This window comes from Xenorhabdus innexi (assembly GCF_002632485.1).
Classification (GTDB): Bacteria; Pseudomonadota; Gammaproteobacteria; order Enterobacterales; family Enterobacteriaceae; genus Xenorhabdus; species Xenorhabdus innexi.
The window spans coordinates 1-22749 of the sequence record NZ_NIBU01000057.1 but is presented as its reverse complement, the minus strand read 5'-3'; the positions used below and the strand labels follow the sequence as shown (position 1 = coordinate 22749).

At 41.1% G+C, this 22749-nt stretch carries 17 protein-coding genes and 1 pseudogene; 3 read left to right on the top strand and 15 right to left on the bottom strand.

The genetic code is table 11. The annotated features are described in order from the left end of the window. Positions 1-334: 334 nt before the first annotated feature. The 4 genes from hemG to pepQ all read right to left on the bottom strand — a co-directional run bounded on the left by hemG (position 335) and on the right by pepQ (position 4562). A complete protein-coding gene (gene hemG, locus Xinn_RS16600) occupies positions 335-871 on the bottom strand; it encodes a menaquinone-dependent protoporphyrinogen IX dehydrogenase (protein WP_086954152.1) in 537 nt (178 codons plus the stop codon). Positions 872-1112: 241 nt separating this feature from the next. After that, a complete protein-coding gene (gene trkH, locus Xinn_RS16595) occupies positions 1113-2564 on the bottom strand; it encodes a Trk system potassium transporter TrkH (RefSeq protein ID WP_086954153.1) in 1452 nt (483 codons plus the stop codon). 37 nt (positions 2565-2601) lie between these two features. Further along, on the bottom strand, positions 2602-3213 hold the full coding sequence (locus tag Xinn_RS16590; protein WP_086954154.1) for an IMPACT family protein: 612 nt from the start codon (positions 3211-3213) through the stop codon (positions 2602-2604). Next, the gene (gene pepQ / locus Xinn_RS16585) at positions 3213-4562 is read right to left on the bottom strand and encodes a Xaa-Pro dipeptidase (RefSeq protein ID WP_086954155.1); all 1350 of its coding nucleotides are present in this window, start codon (positions 4560-4562) and stop codon (positions 3213-3215) included. The genes Xinn_RS16590 and pepQ overlap by 1 nt, the downstream gene beginning before the upstream one ends. Positions 4563-4833: 271 nt before the next feature. Between pepQ and fadB the strand changes: the two genes are divergently transcribed. Beyond that, the gene (gene fadB, locus Xinn_RS16580; RefSeq protein ID WP_086954156.1) at positions 4834-7020 is read left to right on the top strand and encodes a fatty acid oxidation complex subunit alpha FadB; all 2187 of its coding nucleotides are present in this window, start codon (positions 4834-4836) and stop codon (positions 7018-7020) included. Positions 7021-7031: 11 nt separating this feature from the next. Continuing rightward, the gene (fadA, locus tag Xinn_RS16575; protein ID WP_086956493.1) at positions 7032-8195 is read left to right on the top strand and encodes an acetyl-CoA C-acyltransferase FadA; all 1164 of its coding nucleotides are present in this window, start codon (positions 7032-7034) and stop codon (positions 8193-8195) included. 332 nt (positions 8196-8527) lie between these two features. Here the strand turns inward: fadA and fre are convergent, their stop codons facing one another. Both fre and ubiD read right to left on the bottom strand, forming a co-directional pair. Then, entirely contained in the window at positions 8528-9229 is a 702-nt protein-coding gene (gene fre / locus Xinn_RS16565; RefSeq protein ID WP_086954157.1) for an NAD(P)H-flavin reductase, read from the bottom strand. A gap of 10 nt (positions 9230-9239) precedes the next feature. Continuing rightward, positions 9240-10712 carry a 4-hydroxy-3-polyprenylbenzoate decarboxylase gene (gene ubiD, locus Xinn_RS16560; RefSeq protein WP_086954158.1) on the bottom strand — a complete coding sequence of 491 codons (1473 nt, stop codon included), beginning with the start codon at positions 10710-10712 and terminating at the stop codon, positions 9240-9242. A gap of 538 nt (positions 10713-11250) precedes the next feature. Here ubiD and rfaH point away from each other — a divergent pair. Next, positions 11251-11739 (top strand): transcription/translation regulatory transformer protein RfaH, encoded by a 489-nt coding sequence (gene rfaH / locus Xinn_RS16555; protein WP_086954159.1) that lies wholly within the window; start codon positions 11251-11253, stop codon positions 11737-11739. Between the two features lie 184 nt (positions 11740-11923). Here the strand turns inward: rfaH and Xinn_RS16550 are convergent, their stop codons facing one another. From Xinn_RS16550 to Xinn_RS22080, 9 genes and pseudogenes are all read right to left on the bottom strand, one after another. Then, a complete protein-coding gene (locus tag Xinn_RS16550) occupies positions 11924-12925 on the bottom strand; it encodes a hypothetical protein (protein WP_086954160.1) in 1002 nt (333 codons plus the stop codon). 165 nt (positions 12926-13090) lie between these two features. Then, a complete protein-coding gene (locus tag Xinn_RS16545) occupies positions 13091-14053 on the bottom strand; it encodes a hypothetical protein (RefSeq protein WP_086954161.1) in 963 nt (320 codons plus the stop codon). Positions 14054-14199: 146 nt separating this feature from the next. Then, a complete protein-coding gene (locus tag Xinn_RS16540) occupies positions 14200-15201 on the bottom strand; it encodes a hypothetical protein (RefSeq protein ID WP_086954162.1) in 1002 nt (333 codons plus the stop codon). Then, positions 15202-15786: a hypothetical protein gene (locus Xinn_RS16535; protein ID WP_086954163.1), complete on the bottom strand. Its 585-nt coding sequence runs from the start codon at positions 15784-15786 to the stop codon at positions 15202-15204. 10 nt (positions 15787-15796) lie between these two features. Then, positions 15797-18343 carry a toxin VasX gene (locus Xinn_RS16530; protein ID WP_086954164.1) on the bottom strand — a complete coding sequence of 849 codons (2547 nt, stop codon included), beginning with the start codon at positions 18341-18343 and terminating at the stop codon, positions 15797-15799. 16 nt (positions 18344-18359) lie between these two features. Beyond that, positions 18360-19598 (bottom strand): DUF4123 domain-containing protein, encoded by a 1239-nt coding sequence (locus tag Xinn_RS16525; protein WP_086954165.1) that lies wholly within the window; start codon positions 19596-19598, stop codon positions 18360-18362. Beyond that, the gene (gene tssI, locus Xinn_RS16520) at positions 19598-21607 is read right to left on the bottom strand and encodes a type VI secretion system tip protein TssI/VgrG (protein ID WP_086954166.1); all 2010 of its coding nucleotides are present in this window, start codon (positions 21605-21607) and stop codon (positions 19598-19600) included. Before tssI ends, Xinn_RS16525 begins: the two co-directional genes overlap by 1 nt. Before the next feature lie 12 nt (positions 21608-21619). Beyond that, the gene (locus tag Xinn_RS16515) at positions 21620-22537 is read right to left on the bottom strand and encodes a type VI secretion system baseplate subunit TssF (protein WP_169923598.1); all 918 of its coding nucleotides are present in this window, start codon (positions 22535-22537) and stop codon (positions 21620-21622) included. Positions 22538-22557: 20 nt separating this feature from the next. Then, positions 22558-22749: pseudogene (locus tag Xinn_RS22080) on the bottom strand (IS3 family transposase); the annotation flags it as partial.

The window sequence follows — 22749 nt, the reverse complement described above, 5'->3', positions numbered from 1 at the left end:
AGACTTTAATCTTTTTTGCCTTTCGGCATGTCGATAGGGTCTTGCGAGTGCCCACACAGATTGTCTGATAAATTGTTAAAGAGCGATGGCAACCGGAAGGCTTCTTCCGTGTTGCGAGGCTGCGTATCTTACGCTTTTCGCCTCGGGAGTCAAGCGTTTATTTTCGCTTTTTTTCCCGCTGTCCTCGGCGGCGTGTCTCAGCTCAGCGTCGGTCAGTGGTGGCGCATTATAGGGAGTTTTCCGGCGCTGACAATAGTTTTTTTGCATTTTTTTTCCGTTCGTGCTTTTTTTCCTCAAAATGATGCAACAACCAACAAAAAGGCCGTTTTTAAAGCTATTTTTGACACTCTAATTGTAAGAATGTCTCGGAAAAACGATCCACTTGCGCCCAATCGGTGTATTCAATCTCTTTTGTTGTATCTGTTTCCCCTCCGGTCATACGCATAATAAGTTGAATCATTATGCGATCAAACCAACGATAGCGGGGATAAAGCAATGCTCCGGCAAAAACTTCACATGAATCTGGCTGCCAGGGACTTTTTGTCAAAAACTTACGAATATAAGCATTCGTCTCAGGTGTTCTTTTTTCTGGTTTCCTTGCTGTTAAATTGACACCGAAGAAAGCTGTTGGTAGTTGATTCAACTGATTCTCATGACGCAGAACAAATTTATGTAATGCAGAATTAAAGTTTCCGTAGCGTATTGAAGCCCCTATCATCACCTTATGATAAGGAAGCAAATTCATATGATTGACTGTAGCAAGATCTCTCAAATCACAGCTGATACCCGCCCGGCGAATATTCTCTGCGATACGCATGATTATTTTCTTAGTTTGTCCATCCTGTGTGGAATAGAGCAGTAGGTAATTCATAAATACGCCCTTTTAATAAAGAATCATTTTTATATACCCAATGGACTTCAAGTTGCACTGCGGTAGAAAAGGCGGACAAGCCCGTCATCCGTCAAAAGCTAATTTATCCAACCAGAAGCTTGCTCCGGTGAGAGGCAAAAGCCTCTCATTGATTCCGCAGAACAAGTAACCGTAGAGTTATCAAAACGGCACCAGATGAATGCAGCCAACCAAAAGGCAACTTGAAAGACGAAAGGTATAATTAATCGCGCCAAAAAGTTGGTGTGAATAAAACTAATAAAGTGAAAACTTCCAAACGCCCGAACAACATCGTCACTACTAATACCCACTTCGCTGTCGGATTCATTGTAGTAAAGTTATCAGCTACCGTACCCAACCCAGGCCCCAGATTATTCAGTGTTGCCGCAATAGCAGAGAACGCAGAAAATTCATCAATCCCTGTGGCGATCAGTAGCAGCATACTAATAATGAAAACCAGTGCGTAAGCGGAAAAAAAACCCCAGACTGCTTCAATAATTTTTTCCGGTAATGCCCTGCGCCCCAATTTAATCGTGTATACCGCATTAGGATGAACCAACCGTTTCAATTCACGGGAACCTTGCAGAAACAACAGCAAGATGCGGATGACTTTCAGACCACCACCGGTAGATCCCGCACATCCGCCAACAAATGCAGAACACAATAGCAGGAATGGCAGAAACAACGGCCACTTAGCAAAACTGTCTGTCGTAAACCCAGCTGTCGTTGCCATAGATACAACCTGAAAAAAAGCATGATTCAGGGCATTCAATTTTGATTCATAAACAGAGTGCTGCCATAAAACCAGCATACAGATGACAACCAATGCCAACTGAATACTGATAAACATGCGAAATTCAGGATCACGCCAATAGACTTTTAGGCTTCTTCCCGAAAGCACAGCAAAGTGCAAGCCAAAGTTACAACCAGAGATCAGCAAAAAAATGGCAATAATAGTATTAATCGTCGGGCTATTATAAAAGCCGACGCTGGCATCATGGGTTGAGAATCCTCCTATCGCAATAGTAGAAAAACTATGCGAAATAGCATCAAAAATTGACATCCCGGCCGCCCACAAGGCTATCGCACAGGCTATCGTTAATAAGACATAAATCAGCCATAGCGTCTTTGCAGTTTCTGCAATACGAGGGCGCATTTTATTGTCTTTCAGTGGCCCCGGCATCTCAGCCCGATAAAGCTGCATTCCCCCCACCCCTAACAAAGGCAGGATTGCAACCGCCAGTACGATAATGCCCATTCCTCCCAACCATTGCAGCATCTGCCGATAAAAAAGAATGGCTTTAGGAAGAGAATCAAGACCAACGAGTGTCGTCGCTCCTGTCGTCGTCAGCCCTGAGAAAGACTCGAAAAAGGCATCCGTAATTGAGAGATTAGGTTTTTCTGCAAAAATAAAAGGTAAAGCACCGACACTACCTAGTACAGTCCAGAACAGCACAACGATCAAGAAACCTTCTTTAGGTTTCAATTCATGTTTTTGTTCCCGATTGGGTACCCAAAGTACCAAGCCAATCAAAAGTGCAAAAATGAATGTCTGACTGAAAGCGCTGCCTGCACCATCTCGGTAAATCAATGCCACCAAACCCGGAATAATCATTGTGACAGAGAAAATAATGACAAGTAGCCCGACAATACGGGTTATGGTGCGAAAATGCATTCAGCAGGTTCCTTCGAAATCCGGTATGACAAAATAATTATTTTTTCGATGTTAAAAACAGTGTACCGCGACTTAAGTCACGTAATTTATTACCTATTTCATCCGCAAGAGTAGCAGGTAATGAGACTTGCAATGTAACATTTTCAGTATATTCACTGGTGAGAACTTGCCCTGAAAACTGCTGTAGTAACTGTTCTACCATAGAGATTTGTGCATATTCACACTTTATCTGATACTGTTTTTGTGGAACTTTATATTCTGTTTCCAATAGCTTAAGCGCCTGCTGAACGCCATTACCATAGGCTTTCACTAATCCTCCCGTTCCCAGTTTGATACCACCAAAATAACGGACGGATATTGCTGTGATCTCCCCTAAACCACTTCCTATTAATTGTGCAATCATCGGCTTCCCCGCAGTTCCGGTAGGTTCTCCATCATCTGAAAACCCTAACTGCTGAGAATCATCGGGAGCACCAGCAACAAAAGCCCAGCAGTGATGCCGGGCATCAGGGTATTGCTGTTTGATATGCTGAATAAACGATTTTGCTTCATCAACCCCGCTGGTATGCTCCAGCAGGGTAATAAAACGGCTTTTCTTTATTTCTTCAGTAAAGCTGACTGAAGCAGCCGGGATTAAATAAGGCTTCATTACGGTAACTGTAGTTCTTTGGTCATAAGTTCTCTGGTCATATTTTCAACTTTTCCCTCATGGATAACGATATTATCCTCAATACGAATACCACCATACGGCTTGAACGCATCGATTTTTTTCCAATCAAAGTGTTTGCTGTATTCACTGACACGCCACGGTGCTAATAGGGTTTCAATAAAATAAATGCCCGGTTCAATGGTCAAAACCATTCTTGGTTCCAGAATACGTGTACAACGTAAATAAGAGTGCATTTCCGGCGCTGGCAGATGAGTTCCGGTATCATCCTGCATAAATCCGGCAGAATCATGTACCTGTAGGCCAAGCTGGTGACCAAGCCCATGTGGGAAAAACGGCGCTGTCAGCCCTTTTTCAACCATAGCTTCTTCACTGATGCCATTAATGATACCGTGCTTTTTCAACAAGCTGGCTATGCGATGGTGCATATCGATATGATAATCGGTGTACCTGACACCCGCTTTGATCGTACCTATAATTGCCTGCTGTTGATCATTCAATCCTTTGATCAGGGAGGCGAATTCACTATTCGATTTTGCGGCATAAGTTCTGGTGATATCCGCTGCATAACCATTATATTCCGCGCCAGCATCAATCAAAAAACTACGGATTTCAGCAGGTACAGTTTGTTGCAACTTTGTATAGTGCAAAACAGCAGCATTTTCATTCAGAGCGATAATATTGTCATAAGGAACATCAGTATCACGGTGGCCTGTCGCCATCAGATAAAACATATTGATTTCGAATTCGCTGACACCAGATAAAAACGCATCATGTGCCGCCATATGGCCATTTACTGCTGTTTTCTGCGCTTCACGCATACAGGCCAGCTCATAATCAGTCTTATATGAACGATGGTAACTTAAATAATCTAAAACGGCTTTTGGGTTAATATTATGTTCGGAAATGCCCAGAAATTTCGCTCGTTCAACCTGTTCACCGATATATGCCGTATGTTGTTTTGAGAAGCCATTCAGTGCAGCTTTAATCTCATCGGCACTGGCCAGAGGGAACATTTCCACCTCTTCTGTCCAGTATCCGTGAGGAAGTGGCTCCACACTGTGCCAATAGTCCACCGGAGAATAAAACCATAATTTGGGTTTATTGATACCATCGATCCACAACCAGCAATTCGGTACTTTGGTTACAGGAACCCATGCCTTGAAATGTGCATTTGCTTTGAAGGGATAGTGGCTATCATCGAGAAATACTCGTAATAACTCACCAGAGTGAATAAGCAGGGCGTCAAGCTGACTGCGTGCCAATATTTCTTTAGCACGTTTTTGCAATATTTTAATATGTTCTTGATAGAGAGATGCCAACTTTTCCATTTTATAAACCTTTGGGTTATCTGGCTGGAATTTGAATTTTACCACAATTCATCATTTTTAGTGTCATGACTGAAAATCCACTTAATAAGAATTAACTGATAATATCTATATTTTTCAATGCGATAATAAAAAATACCACTTCCCATCATAAATCTTACCTGTGATCGGCCCTACAAAAAATTAATCATTGATTTGCATTCACTTAACACACTAATCACAATCAAGCACATCTGGTCATACCAGATGGTATGCACTCATTGAGGAGAATGACATGCTCTACCTAAGTGAAACTATTCAAGTAAACTGGCTGAAAGATGGCATTGCAGAACTGATCTTCAATGCACCAGCTGCAATTAATAAACTAGATACCAAAACTGTTGCATCACTGAATAAGGCAATTACTGTTCTTGAGCAACAATCTGAATTAAAAGGGCTGTTGATCCGTTCTGAAAAACAAGCCTTTATTGTCGGTGCTGATATCACAGAATTTTTATCCTTATTCAGCGCTCCGGCAGAAGAACTCCATGAATTACTGAATCTCGCTAATAGCATTTTCAACCGAATTGAAGATCTCTCTGTTCCTACAGTCTCCGCAATCAATGGGTATGCGCTTGGTGGCGGCTGCGAGTTAGTACTTGCCACAGATTTCCGCGTTGCATCACCCGATCTTCGAATCGGTTTACCAGAAACCAAACTGGGCATCATGCCGGGATTTGGCGGCTCAGTCCGTATGCCACGGCTGATCGGGACTGATAATGCCCTTGAAATTATTACAGCAGGCAAAGATATCGGGGCAGAAGAAGCTCTGAAAAATGGTTTGGTTGATGCGGTTGTACCTGCTGAAAAACTGGTTAATTCTGCTGTTTCTATTCTGGAACAAGCTATTAAGGGTGATTTAGACTGGAAAGCGGCCCGCCAGCCGAAACTATTACCACTCAGCCTCAATAACATTGAGCGTACCATGAGCTTCACAGTGGCAAAAGGCATGGTAATGAAAGTGGCAGGGCCTCATTACCCCGCCCCGATTACTGCGGTGAAAACTATTGAAAAAGCAGCGACACTGAATCGTGATGAAGCACTAAAACTGGAAAGTGATAGCTTCGTTATGCTGGCCCATACCTCCGTTGCCCGCGCCTTAGTCAGTATTTTTCTGAATGACCAGCATGTCAAAGGGCTGGCCAAAAAACATCTGAAAGAAGTTTCAACACCTCAACATGCTGCTGTTTTGGGAGCTGGTATTATGGGTGGTGGTATCGCTTACCAATCAGCGAGTAAAGGCGTTCCAGTTCTGATGAAAGACATTAATCAGAAAGCACTGGATTTAGGCATGAACGAAGCAGCCAAGTTGCTGAACAAACAGTTTGAGCGCGGACGCTTGGATGCAATGAAGATGGCTAAAACTCTGTCATCAATCCAGCCAACGCTGAATTATGCCGGTATTGAGCAATCTCAGATTGTTGTCGAAGCTGTTGTTGAAAATCCGAAAATTAAAGCGGCTGTTCTGGCAGAAACAGAATCTCATATTAATGATGATTGCATTCTGGCATCCAACACTTCCACTATTCCTATTACTGAGTTAGCCAAATCGCTGAAGCGGCCAGAAAACTTCTGTGGTATGCACTTCTTTAACCCGGTTCACCGTATGCCGCTGGTTGAAGTCATTCGTGGCGAAAAAACATCAGAAAAAACCATTTCTGCTGTTGTTGCTTATGCCAGCAAAATGGGCAAAACCCCAATTGTTGTCAATGACTGTCCGGGATTTTTCGTAAATCGCGTTCTATTCCCGTATCTGGCAGGTTTCGGCATGTTATTGCGGGATGGTGGTGATTTCCGCCAAATCGACAAAATCATGGAAAAAGAGTTTGGCTGGCCGATGGGCCCTGCTTACCTGATTGATGTGGTCGGTATTGATACCGCTCACCACGCGCAGGCGGTCATGGCACAAGGTTTTCCTGAGCGTATGAGGCGTGATTACCGCGATGCCATTGATGTATTGTATGAAAACCAGCGTTACGGCCAGAAAAATGGTGTTGGTTTCTATAAATACACTATAGATAGAAAAGGCAAGCCGAAAAAAGAGCAGGACGAAACCACCGATCAGTTACTGGCAGGAGTGAGTCAGCCTAAACAGACTTTCTCTGGCGAAGAGATCATCGCCCGTACCATGATCCCAATGATTAACGAAGTTGTTCGCTGTCTGGAAGAAGGTGTGATTGCCAGCCCTGCGGAAGCAGATATGGCTCTGGTTTATGGTTTAGGTTTCCCTCCATTCCACGGTGGCGTTTTCCGCTATCTGGATACCATGGGAACAGCAGCCTATGTGAAACTGGCTGAAAGCTATGCCCATTTAGGCGCACTTTATCAGGTTCCAGTCGGCCTGAAAACGAAAGCTGAGAGCAATGAAAGTTACTATCCTGCCGCAGCAAAACTTGCTGTTAATTCAGGTGAAAAAGCGTGAGGTCTGAAAACATGGAAAATGTAGTCATTATTGATGGTATCCGTACCCCGATGGGACGCTCAAAAGGTGGAGTATTCCGTCAGATCCGTGCCGAAGATCTCTCAGCACATTTGATGAAATCACTCCTTAAACGTAACCCATCAGTACAGCCTGAGCATATTGATGATATCTCTTGGGGATGTGTACAACAAACACTGGAACAAGGATTTAATATTGCCCGTAATGCCGCATTACTGGCCGGGCTTCCTCATTCAGTACCAGCGGTTACTGTTAACCGTCTGTGTGGTTCTTCAATGCAGTCATTGCATGATGCTACACGCATGATCATGACAGGGGATGCCAACATTGCAATGATTGGTGGCGTTGAGCATATGGGCCATGTTCCGATGACTCATGGAGTCGACTTCCACCCTAAATTGAGCCGTAATGTAGCGAAAGCGGCGGGCGTAATGGGGTTGACCGCTGAAATGCTGGCAAAAATGCATGGTATCAGCCGCGAAATGCAGGATGAATTCGCTATGCGTTCACACCAGCGTGCTGCACAGGCGACAGAATCAAAAGCCTTCGCCAACGAAATAGTCCCCATTCACGGGCATGATGCTGATGGAAATATACAGCTTATTGGTTTTGATGAAGTTATCCGACCAGATACTAATCTGAAAGATTTGGCTGGCCTGCGCCCGGTCTTTGACCCAGTCACCGGTAGTGTAACCGCTGGTAACTCTTCAGCGCTTTCAGACGGTGCTTCAGCAATGTTGGTCATGGGTGAAAGTAAAGCTCGTGAATTGGGTTTAAAACCTCGTGCCCGTATCCGCTCAATGGCAGTTGTTGGCTGCGATCCTTCCATCATGGGCTATGGCCCTGTACCTGCAACACAGATGGCATTGAAAAAAGCCGGTCTGGCTCTTTCAGATATTGGCCTGTTTGAATTAAACGAAGCCTTTGCTGCTCAATCTCTGGCCTGTATGAAGGGATTGAATCTGCTGGATAGTATGGATGACAAAATTAACCTGAATGGTGGTGCTATTGCACTTGGTCACCCACTGGGCTGCTCTGGTGCCAGGATCACAACAACCTTGCTGAATCTGATGGAACGTAAAGATGTCCAGTTCGGATTAGCAACCATGTGTATCGGGCTGGGTCAGGGCATTGCTACGATTATTGAAAGAGTTTAGTTATCGGAGTATCTGACGATTATTTGTGAGTATTTTCCCTTGTCTGTCTTATCTATTGCATCATTCTAATAAGTTGTTGCCGTAGTTTCCCGCCTGTCAGGGGCGGGTTTTTTTATTGAAACAAAAGGTATACCCAATAGATTTCGAGTTGCATGGCTGCGGCAAAGGAATAACAAATTCGTCGAGACCAGCCAAAGGCTGGCCTCCGGTGAGAGGCAAATGCTTCGGAGTCAATCCCCAGCAGCATAGATAACTCTATGTTTATAATGACAGTGACCGGGGTGAACGAGCGCAGCCAACAAAGAGGAGATTTGAAAGACAACGCGGTTATATCAGATAAACTCGAACGCATCACCATACATACGATCAAGAGAAGCATCACGTTCACTGCAAAACCGTTCACGAGCAATTTTAGCCATTTCAAAACGACCGGCGATATAAATATCATACGGAGCCAGATTGCCAAAATCCTCCAAAACAGCACTTAATACAGTTCCCGTTCTGCCCCGCCAATTATCATCCACCTGTTCAACTACCGGAACGATGGTTAAATTAGGATAACGTTCACTCAGAGACTGCAACTCACTCAAATCATAGAGATGCTGTAGCTCACGTCCTCCCCAGTAAATTGCAATTTCGCGTTCAGGATCTTTTTCTAAAGCCGCCAGTAAAATAGAACGGGTATATGAAAAGCCTGTGCCCCCCGCAATTAATAACATCGGGTTTTTACTATCTTCACGAAACCACGCTTGCCCATGTGGAATATCAATATCAATAACTTTCTGATCCAGTATCCTGTCCATCACCGCCATTGCATACAGATTTAATTCAGAAGCCCCTATATGCAATTCAATCGTCTGTTTTTCTGATGGTGATGATGCCATAGAGAAGGGACGCTTATCCCTCTCATCCATCACTACCATAAGGTATTGTCCTGCACGAAAAGAAAAAGGCGAATCAGGTAATAAACGAACCCGATAAACTGTATCTGTAATGGAGTCAACCGATGTTACTTTACAGCTTAGTGTTGTCATGCGTTCCCTCTTATCGCTTCAAAATATCTAATTGATCCCAAATTTCATCGACACGGGCCCGGATCTCATCGCTCATGACAATCGGACGCCCCCATTCCCTCTGTGTCTCTCCCGGCCATTTATTTGTTGCATCCAATCCCATTTTTGAGCCAAGCCCGGAAACAGGTGATGCAAAATCGAGATAGTCGATTGGGGTATTCTCCATCAAGACAGTATCCCGTTGCGGGTCCATCCGCGTTGTTATTGCCCAGATGACATCATTCCAGTCGCGAGCATTGATATCATCATCACAGACAATTACAAATTTTGTATACATAAATTGCCGCAGATATGACCAGACTCCCATCATGACCCGTTTGGCATGCCCTGCATATTGTTTTTTCATCGTAACGACGGCAAGCCGATAAGAACAGCCCTCTGGCGGCAAATAAAAATCGACGATCTCAGGAAATTGTTTTTGCAGAATCGGCACCAGCACTTCATTCAACGCAACGCCCAATACAGCCGGTTCATCCGGCGGACGCCCCGTATAGGTAGAGTGGTAGATAGCATCGCGACGCTGGGTAATGTGTGTGACAGTGAACACCGGAAACATATCTATTTCATTATAATAACCGGTATGGTCACCATATGGCCCTTCCGGTGCCATTTCTCCCGGTTCAATATAACCTTCAAGGATAATTTCAGCACTGGCAGGCACTTCCAATTCATTGGATAAACATTTCACCACTTCTGTTTTGTGCCCGCGCAACAATCCGGCGAAAGCATATTCAGACAGGGTATCAGGTACTGGCGTAACAGCGCCTAAAATTGTGGCAGGGTCTGCTCCCAGAGCGACAGCAACAGGAAAGCGCTCCCCCGGATGAGCCTGACACCATTCCTGAAAATCTAGTGCACCACCACGATGTGATAGCCAGCGCATAATAAGTTTATTTTTTCCCAAAACCTGCTGACGATAGATTCCCAGATTCTGGCGTTCTTTATTTGGCCCTCTGGTTACCGTCAGCCCCCACGTAATCAGCGGAGCCGCATCTTCAGGCCAGCAGTGCATTACTGGAATTTTGGTCAAATCAACCTCATCCCCCTCCCAAACCTGCTCCTGACAAGGCGCAGAACTCAAGCGTTTGGTTGGCATATTTAAAACCTGCTTGAACTTTGGCAGCTTATCAACCAAATCACGAAAACCTTTCGGTGGTTCCGGTTCTTTGAGAAAAGCCAATAATTTGCCAACATCGTGCAGTGCCTTCACATCCTTCTGCCCCATACCCATTGCAACTCGCTTAGGTGTACCAAACAAATTGCACAAAACCGGCATCGAGTATCCTTTTGGGTTTTCGAACAACAAGGCGGGGCCACCGGCACGAAGAGTACGATCCGCGATTTCTGTCATTTCCAGATAGGGGTCAACTTCCATACGAATTCGTTTTAATTCACCAGATTGTTCCAGCAAGGAAAGAAAGTCTCTTAGATCGCGGTATTTCATATTATTCAATTATGCCGATTTTCAAGGGGGAGAAACATTATAAGCTCTCCGATACAGGTTACAAGGCAAACCCATAACATACTAAAAATAAATGAAATTATTGTAATCTTGTGGGGCGGGATTGTGGAAAGATAGAAAATATTGCTCAATCTTCTCCTTATTTATCAATTGTTCAAGTAACACCTGATTCTACTGAAAAACTTTAACTCTATGAGTGGGAGGAAGTGAATGCAGCCATCTGAAAGGCGGGGAATATAAAACAGTGCTACCCTCTTTATAGGGAGTTCTTAAAATAGAAGCCATCCAGTCAAAACAAAAAATTCGTAATGATAAGAAAAAAATTTCCGATTTAATGATATAAAACATGGGGTTTGGCCTATACAAAGCTTTACTGTCTATAAAACCATATTTTTCTTTAGTCCATTTTCACTTTATAGATGATCTTATTAGATTGATGTTGCTACGCTTCATTTTATAGGTGATTCTGGCATATCGGTTTTGTTATGCTTAGTACATTGTGTAATGGAGTCGGAATATTATGGGAAATTGGTATCTACTTTACTGTAAACGCGGGCAAATCTCTCGAGCGATAGAAAACCTTGAGAGACAGGATGTGATTTGCCTGACACCCAGGGCCAAAATTGAAAAAATCATACGGGGCAAAAGGACAACTGTCATCGAGCCTCTTTTTCCGAACTACCTTTTTGTGAACTTTGATCCAGAGGTTATTCATACCACTACTGTTAATTCAACTCGGGGGGTTAATCACTTTATCCGTTTTAGCACTTACCCGGCTGTCGTCCCGCAACAGTTAATCGATGAATTAATGAGTGCGACTGAACAGGAATTTACTGATCCAGAAACCCCTATTTCCGGTGATACCGTTCTAATTACTGAAGGTATTTTCGAAGGTATTCAGGCAATTTATAACGAACCTGATGGAGAAACCCGTTCTATTCTTCTGCTGAATATTCTCAATAAAGAAGTTTCCAAGGTAATAGATAACAAACAATTCACAAAAATTTGATTCAATTGAATAATGCTTAAACCGTCATTAACACCTTTATTTTTGAATAGGAAATATTAAATGACGTTTTTTTTCTTTAAGCATTATTGCCTTCTGAATTTTTATAAAAAGATAATAGAGCGTTACTAAAACGCTCTGTTGAGTATATAAAAATTTTTCTGGAATAAAAACATGACTCACTACATTAATATTTTTCTCCGACGATATAGTCAGGATCACCTGATCTTTTTGGTGTACCAACTCGGTCTAATTCAGCTAAAATAGCCGAAATTTGGCTCTCCCAATCTTTTGGTTTTGACTTTTCATGTGAAAAAATAATTGACGAATGACGTTTAAGATCCACTGAACTGACGGATTCTTTTCCTTGCATAAAATATTTTGCAACAAAAGCCAACAAATACTTTTTACTTATTATATCGTCTATTAAGTTAGGAATACGGGGTTCAAAATCATAAATCCTCAGTTTATTTTTTTTGTTAAATCCATAAACTCTGAAGGTCAAAACACCATATCGATTAAAAACATCGAGTTGAGAATAACGCGCAACATACATTTTCCCCCAGAGCCATGTATAAAATAGCTTTCTCTCCCGATCAATGACGAGAGGGGATAATTGACGTAGTGAATAAAATGCCCACAAATGAATAAAAATCATTGTAATAGAGAATAGAAAAAAGCCACCGTCTAATAACAAATCTTTTCGAGTACTTGATTTACTGTAGAAACCACTATCTGTATAACGAATATGGAAATACTGACTCCAAGATATGCTATTTGCATCAGATATATATTTATACTTTTTAACATAATCAGGAGCCTTAGGATTTAAATAAAATTCCTCGCCATAGTCTCTTTTAGCATAAGTCACTGCCCTTAAATAAAATTTCTCATTAGCATTCCATGATGTTATATAATCATCAATAAAAAAATAAAAACCCAGTATAAAACCAGCTAAAGAAGCAAGTAAAATCTTCTCACGATAATTATTCCTACCATACCTTATTTCACATTTTTTATCATCGATAAAATCAATAAAACCGTGTGATTTTATTTTTCCTTTATCCAGCCTTCCAATATCTTCATGCAGTAAAGGATCACAAACTGTTGATAATTTGCTAATTCTGATTCTACTATTTACCTTATCCTCATATTTTCTAGTTAACCATTTTTTTATTGAGTTTATCATTTAAAGAACCTTATCATTAGAATATCCATTATATTTAACGAAGAATAAATGATGTCTTGCGTGGAAATATACAGCCAATAAACACCTATAATCAGGCTAGTTAATTTCAGCAGAGCATCAATAAACACTCTGCTGGAAAGTCACTAACTTTGTTCATTTAAAACTTCAAACACTATCCGTGGCTGTTTCTTCATCTGATGATATCTCTGGTGGCATTACTTTATCTAACTTAACAAAATTATCTTCGATTTGAGATTCCCAATCAGTGGGTTTTGGCTCCTGCCGTAAATTCAGCAGCCATGAAATTAACATTCTTTGACGCTGAAAATTCACAGAACTGACAGCGTCTTTTCCTTGAACTAAGTATTTTGCTATAAAAGTCAATAAATAGGCTTTTCCTATATATAAACTATGGACTTTAGGAATTCGGGGTCTGAAGTTATGCAGAAACAGAGTGTCACTTTCATCAACTCTATAAGTCCTTAAAAGCAAAGTATCCTTATAGTGAACAACATCTAATTGTGTATATCGTGCAATGTACACATTTCCTTTTTCCCATGTATAAAAAACTTTCTTTTCTCTGTCAATAACAAGTGGAGCCATTTTATAAGAGAAAAACAGTAAATAGGAAAAGATAGAAATCATAGTGAGAAAAAAAAGAAAAAAACCACCATCAAGATATAAATTCCCTCTTACAGTAGATTTTTTATAGAATCCATTATCCATATAACGAATATGGAAATATTGTAATAAAGAGATTTTTTCCGCATCAGCAATATATTCATATGGTTTTAATCTATCTGGTAATTTAGGATTTAAATAAAACTCTTTACCATATATTTCTTTAGCATACTCAACTCGACTCAAGTATGATTTTTCATTACCTTCCCATGTTTTAATAAAATCATTAAGAAATAACCCAAGACTTACTAAAAATCCAATAAGAACAGGAATAAAAAGAAAATCTCTTCGAATATCATTAATTTCATTAATTATCACACAATTATTATCATTAATAGATTCAATAGCCCTCTCATATGCTAATCTCTCTTTATCTGATTTTCCGATATCTTCCTGCAAAAGAGAGTCGCACACTGTTGATAAACGACCTGTCTTAATGTTATTCATTTTTATAGCCCATATCTTTTATATATTCTTTTCCCATGTGATATCATATAACACAATTCATCTTTCCTAGATTATAACAGAGCGTTACTAAAACGCTCTGGTGAGTATATGAAAATTTTTCTGGAATAAAAACATGACTCACTACATTAATATTTTTCTCCGACGATATAGTCAGGATCACCAGATCTTTTTGGTGTACCAACTCGGTCTAATTCAGCTAAAATAGCCGAAATTTGGCTCTCCCAATCTTTTGGCTTTGGCTTTTCATGTGAAAAAATGATTGACGGCTGACGTTTAAAATCCACTGAACTGACAGATTCTTTTCCTTGCATAAAATATTTTGCAACAAAAGCCAACAAATACTTTTTGCTAATTATATCGTCTATTAAGTTAGGAATACGAGGCTCAAAATCATAAATCCTCAGTTTATTTTTTTTGTTAAACCCATAAACTCTGAAGGTCAAAACACCATATCGATTAAAAACATCGAGTTGAGAATAACGCGCAACATACATTTTCCCCCAGTGCCATGTATAAAACAGCTTTTTCTCCCGATCAATGACGAGAGGAGATAATTTACGCAATACAGAAAATGCCCATAAATGAATTAAAATCATAGAAATGAAAAATATAAAAAAACCACCGTCTAAAAATAAATTTTTTCGCACCCTAGATTTTTCATAAAAACCACTATCTGTATAACGAATATGGAAATATTGAGGAAAAGAAATACTTTCCACATCAGAAATATACTCGTAAGGTTTATTATAATCAGGCAATTTAGGATTGAGGTGAAAATCATTCCCATATTTATTTTTAATAATACTGACGGTTTCTAAATAGGATTTTTCATTAACTTTCCATGACGAAATAAAATCATCCATAAAAAAACAAAAGCCTAATATAAAACTAACTAAAGAAGCAAGTAGAATTGGCTCACGATAGTTACTTTCTCCATATCGTATTTCACATTTTTCAGCATCAATAAAATCAATAAAACCCTCTGCTTTTACTTTTCCTTTATCCAATAGACCAATATCTTCATTCAGTAAAGGATCACATACTGTTGATAACCGGCTAATCCTGATCCGGCTATTTTCCTTATCCTCAGTTTTTCTAGTTAACCATTTTTTTATTGAGTTTATCATTTAAAGAACCTTATCATCAAAATATCCATAAATCGCACTTTCAATTGTTGGTTTTTCTCCCCAACGATAACGTAGAGGCGAAAACTCATCTTCTTTTGGCATGTAATACCAAAAAACACTTAAATATCTGGCATATTCTTCTTCAATTTCCAGTGTTACAGTAAGAATACCGTTTTCATCAATAGGACTTCCATCTTTTTTAATTATTTCAGAAAGCGTTTCCTTCATTAATTCATCAAATCTTTTCTTAGCCTTAGCATAATAGGATTCCTTGACTGCTATTGTATGATTACTTCCGGAAGTCACAAAAGATGATGGTAACGCATGATAAAATAACTCAGACTTCCCCCATTGAAAATTTGGTAGCATAAATTGATAAACCATTTTACCTTTTTTATTTTTTTCTTTTTTCAACATTGGCCTCGTAAAAAAATTCAAAAATTCTTGATACTCTACCTTAAATGAATTAATTATTTCACTATCCATCTTGAGGACTTTTTCAAATTGATGTGTTATTTCTTGATGTCTGTCAAAACCCATGTCCAAAAATGAATATTTATCACCACTTCCCCAAAAACAATTCATTAATAAATATTCAAATTGACTTTTGCCGAAAAAAAAATAAATAAAAAGAACCTGCTAGTATGGCTAGAACTCCTAACCATACCATCCTCGTTCCAATACCTAAAAATGTTGGCCCTAAAAACCCAACAGTCATCATTAATGAGCCAGTGCCTATAGAAACATGCGCATAGGCTTCTTTGTGGCTACCTAAAGCGCTAGCATAATAAGCATCATAGTAAGAAAGCCCTCCACTTAAAACCCCGGTAAGCCCAATAGTCCCTTTTGCCAACAATTTTATCCGCTCACTACTAAGTAACATAAGCCTGCTAGATCCAGCACTTAAACTATCACCTAATAGAGCTTCTATTGCAGGATAATTAATTCTTTTCACCAGTGCGTCTACTTTCTCAAGCCCTTTTCCCACAAACTCAGAAGAACTTCGTGCAGCAACTGCCATACCTAGTACCGTATTCAAATAGGAAACAGCTAAATACAGAATTTTTCGATTCGCTTTCAATGGATCTAGTCTATCAAAACCAGATTGTGATAATAAACTATAAAATATATAACTTTTCATAGCCAAATCAAATCCAGTTAAACTACAATCCAGTACAACACTAGTAGGCTTGTCAAAATTTTGCATGAATTTAATATCAAGTTTTGAGCTATTAACTTTAATACTCGGTACTTTCAAGTTTAAATCACTCGTATAATCTATAATCCTATTTGACCAATTAAATACCGTCATTCCTCCTTTCTTTTGGAAGTTAATTTTAGCTTTTTCTCCCAAAATCTTCGCTTGACCGATAATCCCTTGCTGTTTATATTTCTCAAGATCATTGATTAATTTTGTCACTTGTTTTTCTGTCAATAAAACCGATCCCTTATATTCTTCGACTCCTAATGCGGAAAAAACTTTACTGGTAAAAGTTTCAGTTACCTTTTCAATACTTTTTGCATATAAACTCACAGAGCCTTGCACCATTTTCTCCTTACCCCAAGCAAGAAACATTCCTATAACTTCGCCTGTTGCACTGAGTATTTTATCTATTCCTTTTGTTAAAAAACCGGCCATCAACTCTTTGCTAGCACCATCATGCCCTAGCGTATTAACAATTCCATTATTAATAATATCCCATGAACTACTCCCATCTAATGCGAGCTCTCCTCCCATAATCTGTTCTAAGATTGCCGTTCCTTCTGCTGTTTTCTGTAATGGCTGCATTAACTCTGTTGCAAGATCGCAATACGTTTCAAATTCCTGACCATCTTCTTCTGTCAGATCACTTTTCTTATCACACAATGAAAAAAAATACTTTAAATAATGTGACAATCCACCCAATTTTCCTGAAATATTTGAGTGCTCAAAAAAATCCCTATATACTTCAAGAACCTTACCTTTTCTTTTTTTCACATCGATAATGGGATTAGTCAGTTTAGGCCACCATACTTTCCAGTTTTCCTGATGAATACACTCCTCAAAATGTTTTTTTATTTCTTCATTTTCTGATGCGGAGATTCTCTCAACAAAATTACCTATACTAAGTGGATAAATATTTGTCGCAGAGTAACTTAACTCCCAAAGATTCAGTAACTCATACGCCATCAATATTTCACGCTGATATCCCACGGGGTCATGTAATACCACAATCTTCGCTTTATCTTTGTAATGAGGGCAGATAAGGCTGTCTATATAACGCATCTCCATATCTGCATCCATGTAAAAGCTACCTTCATTGGTGAGCTCTCCCAAATCAGCAGATTGTAAAATCGGATCTGATAATTGATCTTTATATGCCTTGAATTGTCTTTCAGGATCTTTGAAATCTTCCACTAACCCGTCGAAATGTTCTTGTTTAGCATCAATGGCATAATCTGATGTTTGACTATCTAAATCCACAAATTGCATCGCAGCCTTACGGAAAGCTTCATTATTATCCATCTTTTTCAGGACTGATTTAGCCAGCTTAACTTCGCTGTAAACAATACTGATTTTGGTCACATCTTTATCAATCGCCAGAAAAGGATAACCCAATCCCGCAGTACCACTGGCAGGATGAATTTCTTCCCATGCCGAACTTCCGTCTTTTTGCTCGTATTTGGTGTATTTTGTAACCATCCCCTTCTTGCCCTCTAATGTGACAATTTCGGGGCTGAATTTAAAAATTAATAATTTACCATCCCGTTGAGAACCTCTGGTTTTAATCGGCCCCTCTTCTTTGACATAAATCCAACCCGGTCTTGGCATTCGAATGCTATAACCACCCAAAACACTTGCATTTAATGTGTCATCATAAGGATCAATAAAAGTTCTTATAGGCGGTGGTAATTGAGGGTTTACCCACCTATCACCAAAAAAATTCATATAGGCATATCTGACAGGATAAACCGGCCGAATATTGAGATCGCAAGGCCTGACAACGGTATCCATATCCAATTGATGAGGCGCAAATACCCGAGCCTCATCAACCACTTTTTCAAAAGCTTGTTCTATTTTTTCAGAATCTGTATCAATTGCTTTACCTAATGTATTAGCAGTTTCATCTGTTTTAGTGAAGGTAGAATCAACAGTATCCATTTACTTTTCCCTTATGTTATTTTGCAATCCGATTTTTAAAAACATGCTTAAAACAATACTCATAACAACTCAGCGCTCTTACCTCTTGCGCCTGTGATTCTGCACACGCATATTCCCAGGCCCGTTGCCACAACGCTTCATCATCTCGGGCCAGGCTTCTGCCAGCCACCAAGTAAAGCACCGAGCGCTGGTGAGCAAATCCGGCCAGACAAACCAAATTGCTTTGCTGTAATACAAAAGCTGGAAGTTGCGCCTTCTGCTGTGGTGAAAGTTCTGGTTGTGTTTCTTCGATAAACTTCACCATTTGGGCAAGCGCACGTTGTTGGGTTTGTTCCGCAAGGCTATTGATTAAAAATGGGTTGATGGTAACGAGTGCGGTTTTATCTTTCTCCAATGCATTTTCAGCCAGAGACAGTGAGTAATATTGCGTAGTCTGAGGGTCGAAATAGCCGATTTTTTGCATCGGCTGCATAAAATGCATCAGTTGCGCATCGGGCAGACTTTTCAGCAGGGGAATTAATCCCTGAGGCACGTAGAAGCGGTAAAACATCCACGTTTGTAACTGTTCATTTTTCAGGTAGGTGAATTTACGCAAGTGGTTACGTAATTCACTAAAAGACTGATCACTTTCGATAAAAACCCCCAATGCCGATGCCGCCGGTTGGGTAATTGTCTGCTGGAAGCGGGAATACACATCATCACTCTCCGTTAATTCCACCAGATAAGGGGCGCTATCTTCCAAAGTGACTTGTGTTTCCCCCTGAAACAGACTTTCCCAACGCAGGTTAGAAACCATCAGGTCGGAAATAAGAAAACTGCCCATCACCTGACGATAAACCGTGGCATCAAGTACTGCATAACGATAATTTGCGTGGGCTTTTTTCGGCATGCTATCAGCAACGGCAAACTGCAATACTCCCCGTTCAGCCGGAAGTGGTGAACTGATATTACGCTCATTTAGTGATATCACCCGTTCTCCCCGTTCCAGTCCCTGACGGAAGTGTCGTAACAGCGGCAACTCCTGCCGTGAAGTAGTGGTGAGGTAATCCAGCAAAGGCTGGATAGTGTGATATTGTCCCGGTTCGTGTCCCGCACGAAGCAAATATTCCACCAGCTCAGAAAGTGCCTGATGCTCACTCTTTGCCTGAATAATTGCCTGTGCTGAGAACTGTTCATCTTCTTTTTTGGTCAATGACTTTTTTGTGAATGAATAGTCCACCACCCAATACTCAGAGCAATCTGGTAACCATGACATTATTCAGATGACTCCTTGAGCTTCTTGGCTTTTTCCCGACAATCCTCCGCCATCACCAAGCCTTCATTAGCCGAACCGCTTAAAGAAGGAACCGTGCCCGGGCTGCCGCCAGTCACAGAAACAATACCTTGTAAGTTGATTTTGCCTGTGATGGTCACGCCCTGCCCATCCAGCAGAATAGAACCCGCTTTACCCTTGATTAATACGGATTCACTGGCTTGCAACGAGTGCACTTTTGTCAGGGTCTGGATGTTATTGACCACGTTCAGCGTATAGTTGTTATTCACTTTCGCGGTTTTGTCCCTGCCAATTTCCTGTAAGTGATCGGCAAGGATTTTTTCCTCCCAGCTATTATTAATGCGGGTTTTGCGATCTTTGGTGATGGTTTCAAACTGGTTCAGATCAATCTGGATATGTTGTTCATGCATGATCCGAATAAACTCATCGTTGCCGATTTCATGTTTACGGTTATTCAGGACATGGTGGCTTTCATCGTGACCGACACGTTGGGTTTTATCGTGATTAATCTGAATAAGCTGGTCTTTCTGGGCATGGATATAAATTTCTTCACTGCCTTTAGCATCTTCAAAACGCAGTTCGTTAAACCCTTCGCCTTTATGGGTATGAGTTTTAAATGTTGTCCGTGTTTTTTCAGCAGGAAGATCCAGCGGTGGGCGATTACGTCCGTTATAAGTACAACCTGTGACTATCGGGCGATCAATATCACCATTAAGATAGGAAATAATCACTTCCTGACCGATGCGGGGAATCGCCATAAAACCATAACCATCACCGTTCCATCCCTGCGCAACACGCACCCAACAGGAAGCCCGGTCATCGGCTTCATCGTAACGATTCCAATGGAAATGCACTTTAATCGCGCCATGTTTATCAACGTAGATTTCTTCACCTTCCGGCCCTACAACGGTTGCTACTTCATCCCCGTCTGCCAGCGGTTTGTAACGGGATGGCGGGCGCCAATCCTGCCTGCCCGGAATAAACGTCACATGGTTGGTTAAGGTTGTTCCCTCCCCTGCATCGCCGGAAGCCTGTGGCTGATGCCCGTGATGAATAACAGTAACCACCTGCCAGCGATCGTTCATTGACGCAATCGGATGAGATTGCAGAACGAAGATCCGTCCGGGTCTTAATTTGATGCAGTTGGTACTCGCTTTACCGACTTTGCTCTGATTCTGTAACTGTTCCAAACGCAATTGGGTGAAAGGACGACCTTCTGCGTCCATTTGAAAACGGCCATAACTTTCAAAAACGGAGTGTCCCATTCCATTTTCCAGCGCAGCAATATGTTGCAGAGGATAGGAAGGACGAAGGAAGTTATTATCTTTGTGGATCGTTTCATCTGGGCACAGATATTCACCGTAATTCCACTGCCATGCGGTGGAATCACTGTTATCAGTATTTGCCTGTACGTTGTAGGTCAGAATCAGCGCAGCCAACATGCCAAGGTGGGAATTACTGTAAAACAGTTTATCCTCTTCGAACCAGAACATGATGCCTTCTTCCGCAGCCAGTCGACACCAGAATTCATAGGCTGACTCCCGTTTCTGGGTGGTATATTCCCGTATCGAGTGCTGCTGGTGATCTTTGTAAAATTTGCTGTCTGCTTTGATGTGATGCTCTTTCAGCAACTGCTCGAGGATATCTGGTACTGATTGATGGTGGAAAATCCGGCTATCCTGATTGAGCGTCATCAGCCACATTTCCGGGCGAATAATAAACGTGTAATAAGTTTTCCGCCCGTCGGTATTTCCCTGTTCTGCCCCAGCTACAACACCATTAATGGTTCGCTCAGGAATACCATCCCTGATAATCGTCAGAGATGCACTGGAACCCAATTGTTCATTCAGTGCCACGTTATTAAAAGAGCTGACAACAGTCATCGACAGGTGAAACAGTTGTGATAACCCTTCCTGTAAGCTGAAATCCACGACCTGAAACGTTGTCGGTGGCAGACTGCCTATCTGACATGTAAAAACTAATCCATCCATTGTAGAAATTCCTTACATAATTGAGCGATAACCTTGAATCATTGAAGGCGAAAGATACCATTCTGTTTCTGAAGATAAGCTGAGTACGCGCATCCTTAGCCATGTCCCCTGAGCAAGACAGAATGGGAAAAATTGGTAGAGTGAATTGGCGAATCTATACATTTCACCGGCATCGGTATAAGAGGTTTCATCCAATATCAAAGTCACCAGCAGGCAACGAACAGTCCTGTCCCGGATTAGTCTGTCACCCCATTTAGCTTCTATATTGGTAATCCCTCCGATCATTCGCCGGATATTCCGGCTGGATGAGCGATCGGTATCTGCGTACAAATCAAAATCCAGTAATAACTGTTTGACTGATGTAGCTGTCTCCAATAAATAGCTGCCGACAGCATAATGTGATAACAAATCCCAATGACGATGGCTATCAACAACCGGAGGGTAAGTTTGTGAAGTGGGGGTGATATTTTTTAACTGAAAAACTTCGGGAATATTTTCACCAGCCTGACAGATTTCGCCTATCTCAAGCTGTTTCTGGTTTTGTTCAAAGCCATTTTGCTCAAAACCATAAAAATGGCAGATAAATTCACGTTCAGGCGGATTACGCATTAGTTCCGCTTTGCTGTCATAGAAAATCAGCTCGTACTGCATTCTACCCAATGCATCTTTACTGACTTCAAGCGCATAAAACCAGGCTTTATCGTACTCTGGGTGATAACGTTCCATGCCAGTCAGCAGGCTGACCGGATAAAACAGATACTCATCACCGCGCCTTTCTTCCTCGGCATTCGGTTCATTTTTCAGCTCAATGCCAGCAATATGCAGAACTCCCTGACCCGACATGAGAGGTAAGCGATAACGGGCTGTTTCAGGAGAGAAAGGAAGAGTCACCTGACTGTTACGTGCCATATTGACGGTAATTGTCAACATAGTTGGCACCATTAATGAATTTAAGCGGCCTGTTGTTCTCGTTCAGGATTCAGCGTCACTGTTTCTACCCATTGCCAGTTTCTGGTGCTGCGCGACCAGCGTTCTGGAGAGGTGAGTTTAGCCTGGCGATAAACGCCATCCCGCTGTGTTAAAATGACTTTGTCTTCGCCTCTGTGCCGTTGGCCCGGTGTCACATAATTTATCCCACTATG

Coding starts and splice junctions, on each gene's coding strand:
- Xinn_RS16545 (WP_086954161.1), bottom strand. CDS start 14,053: ATGAATAACATTAAGACAGGTCGTTTATCAACAGTGTGCGACTCTCTT.
- Xinn_RS16535 (WP_086954163.1), bottom strand. CDS start 15,786: ATGAATTGTTTTTGGGGAAGTGGTGATAAATATTCATTTTTGGACATG.
- rfaH (WP_086954159.1), top strand. CDS start 11,251: ATGGGAAATTGGTATCTACTTTACTGTAAACGCGGGCAAATCTCTCGA.
- Xinn_RS16515 (WP_169923598.1), bottom strand. CDS start 22,537: ATGTTGACAATTACCGTCAATATGGCACGTAACAGTCAGGTGACTCTT.
- tssI (WP_086954166.1), bottom strand. CDS start 21,607: ATGGATGGATTAGTTTTTACATGTCAGATAGGCAGTCTGCCACCGACA.
- ubiD (WP_086954158.1), bottom strand. CDS start 10,712: ATGAAATACCGCGATCTAAGAGACTTTCTTTCCTTGCTGGAACAATCT.
- fadB (WP_086954156.1), top strand. CDS start 4,834: ATGCTCTACCTAAGTGAAACTATTCAAGTAAACTGGCTGAAAGATGGC.
- Xinn_RS16525 (WP_086954165.1), bottom strand. CDS start 19,598: ATGTCATGGTTACCAGATTGCTCTGAGTATTGGGTGGTGGACTATTCA.
- Xinn_RS16540 (WP_086954162.1), bottom strand. CDS start 15,201: ATGATAAACTCAATAAAAAAATGGTTAACTAGAAAAACTGAGGATAAG.
- Xinn_RS16530 (WP_086954164.1), bottom strand. CDS start 18,343: ATGGATACTGTTGATTCTACCTTCACTAAAACAGATGAAACTGCTAAT.
- pepQ (WP_086954155.1), bottom strand. CDS start 4,562: ATGGAAAAGTTGGCATCTCTCTATCAAGAACATATTAAAATATTGCAA.
- Xinn_RS16590 (WP_086954154.1), bottom strand. CDS start 3,213: ATGAAGCCTTATTTAATCCCGGCTGCTTCAGTCAGCTTTACTGAAGAA.
- fre (WP_086954157.1), bottom strand. CDS start 9,229: ATGACAACACTAAGCTGTAAAGTAACATCGGTTGACTCCATTACAGAT.
- trkH (WP_086954153.1), bottom strand. CDS start 2,564: ATGCATTTTCGCACCATAACCCGTATTGTCGGGCTACTTGTCATTATT.
- Xinn_RS16550 (WP_086954160.1), bottom strand. CDS start 12,925: ATGATAAACTCAATAAAAAAATGGTTAACTAGAAAATATGAGGATAAG.
- fadA (WP_086956493.1), top strand. CDS start 7,032: ATGGAAAATGTAGTCATTATTGATGGTATCCGTACCCCGATGGGACGC.
- hemG (WP_086954152.1), bottom strand. CDS start 871: ATGAATTACCTACTGCTCTATTCCACACAGGATGGACAAACTAAGAAA.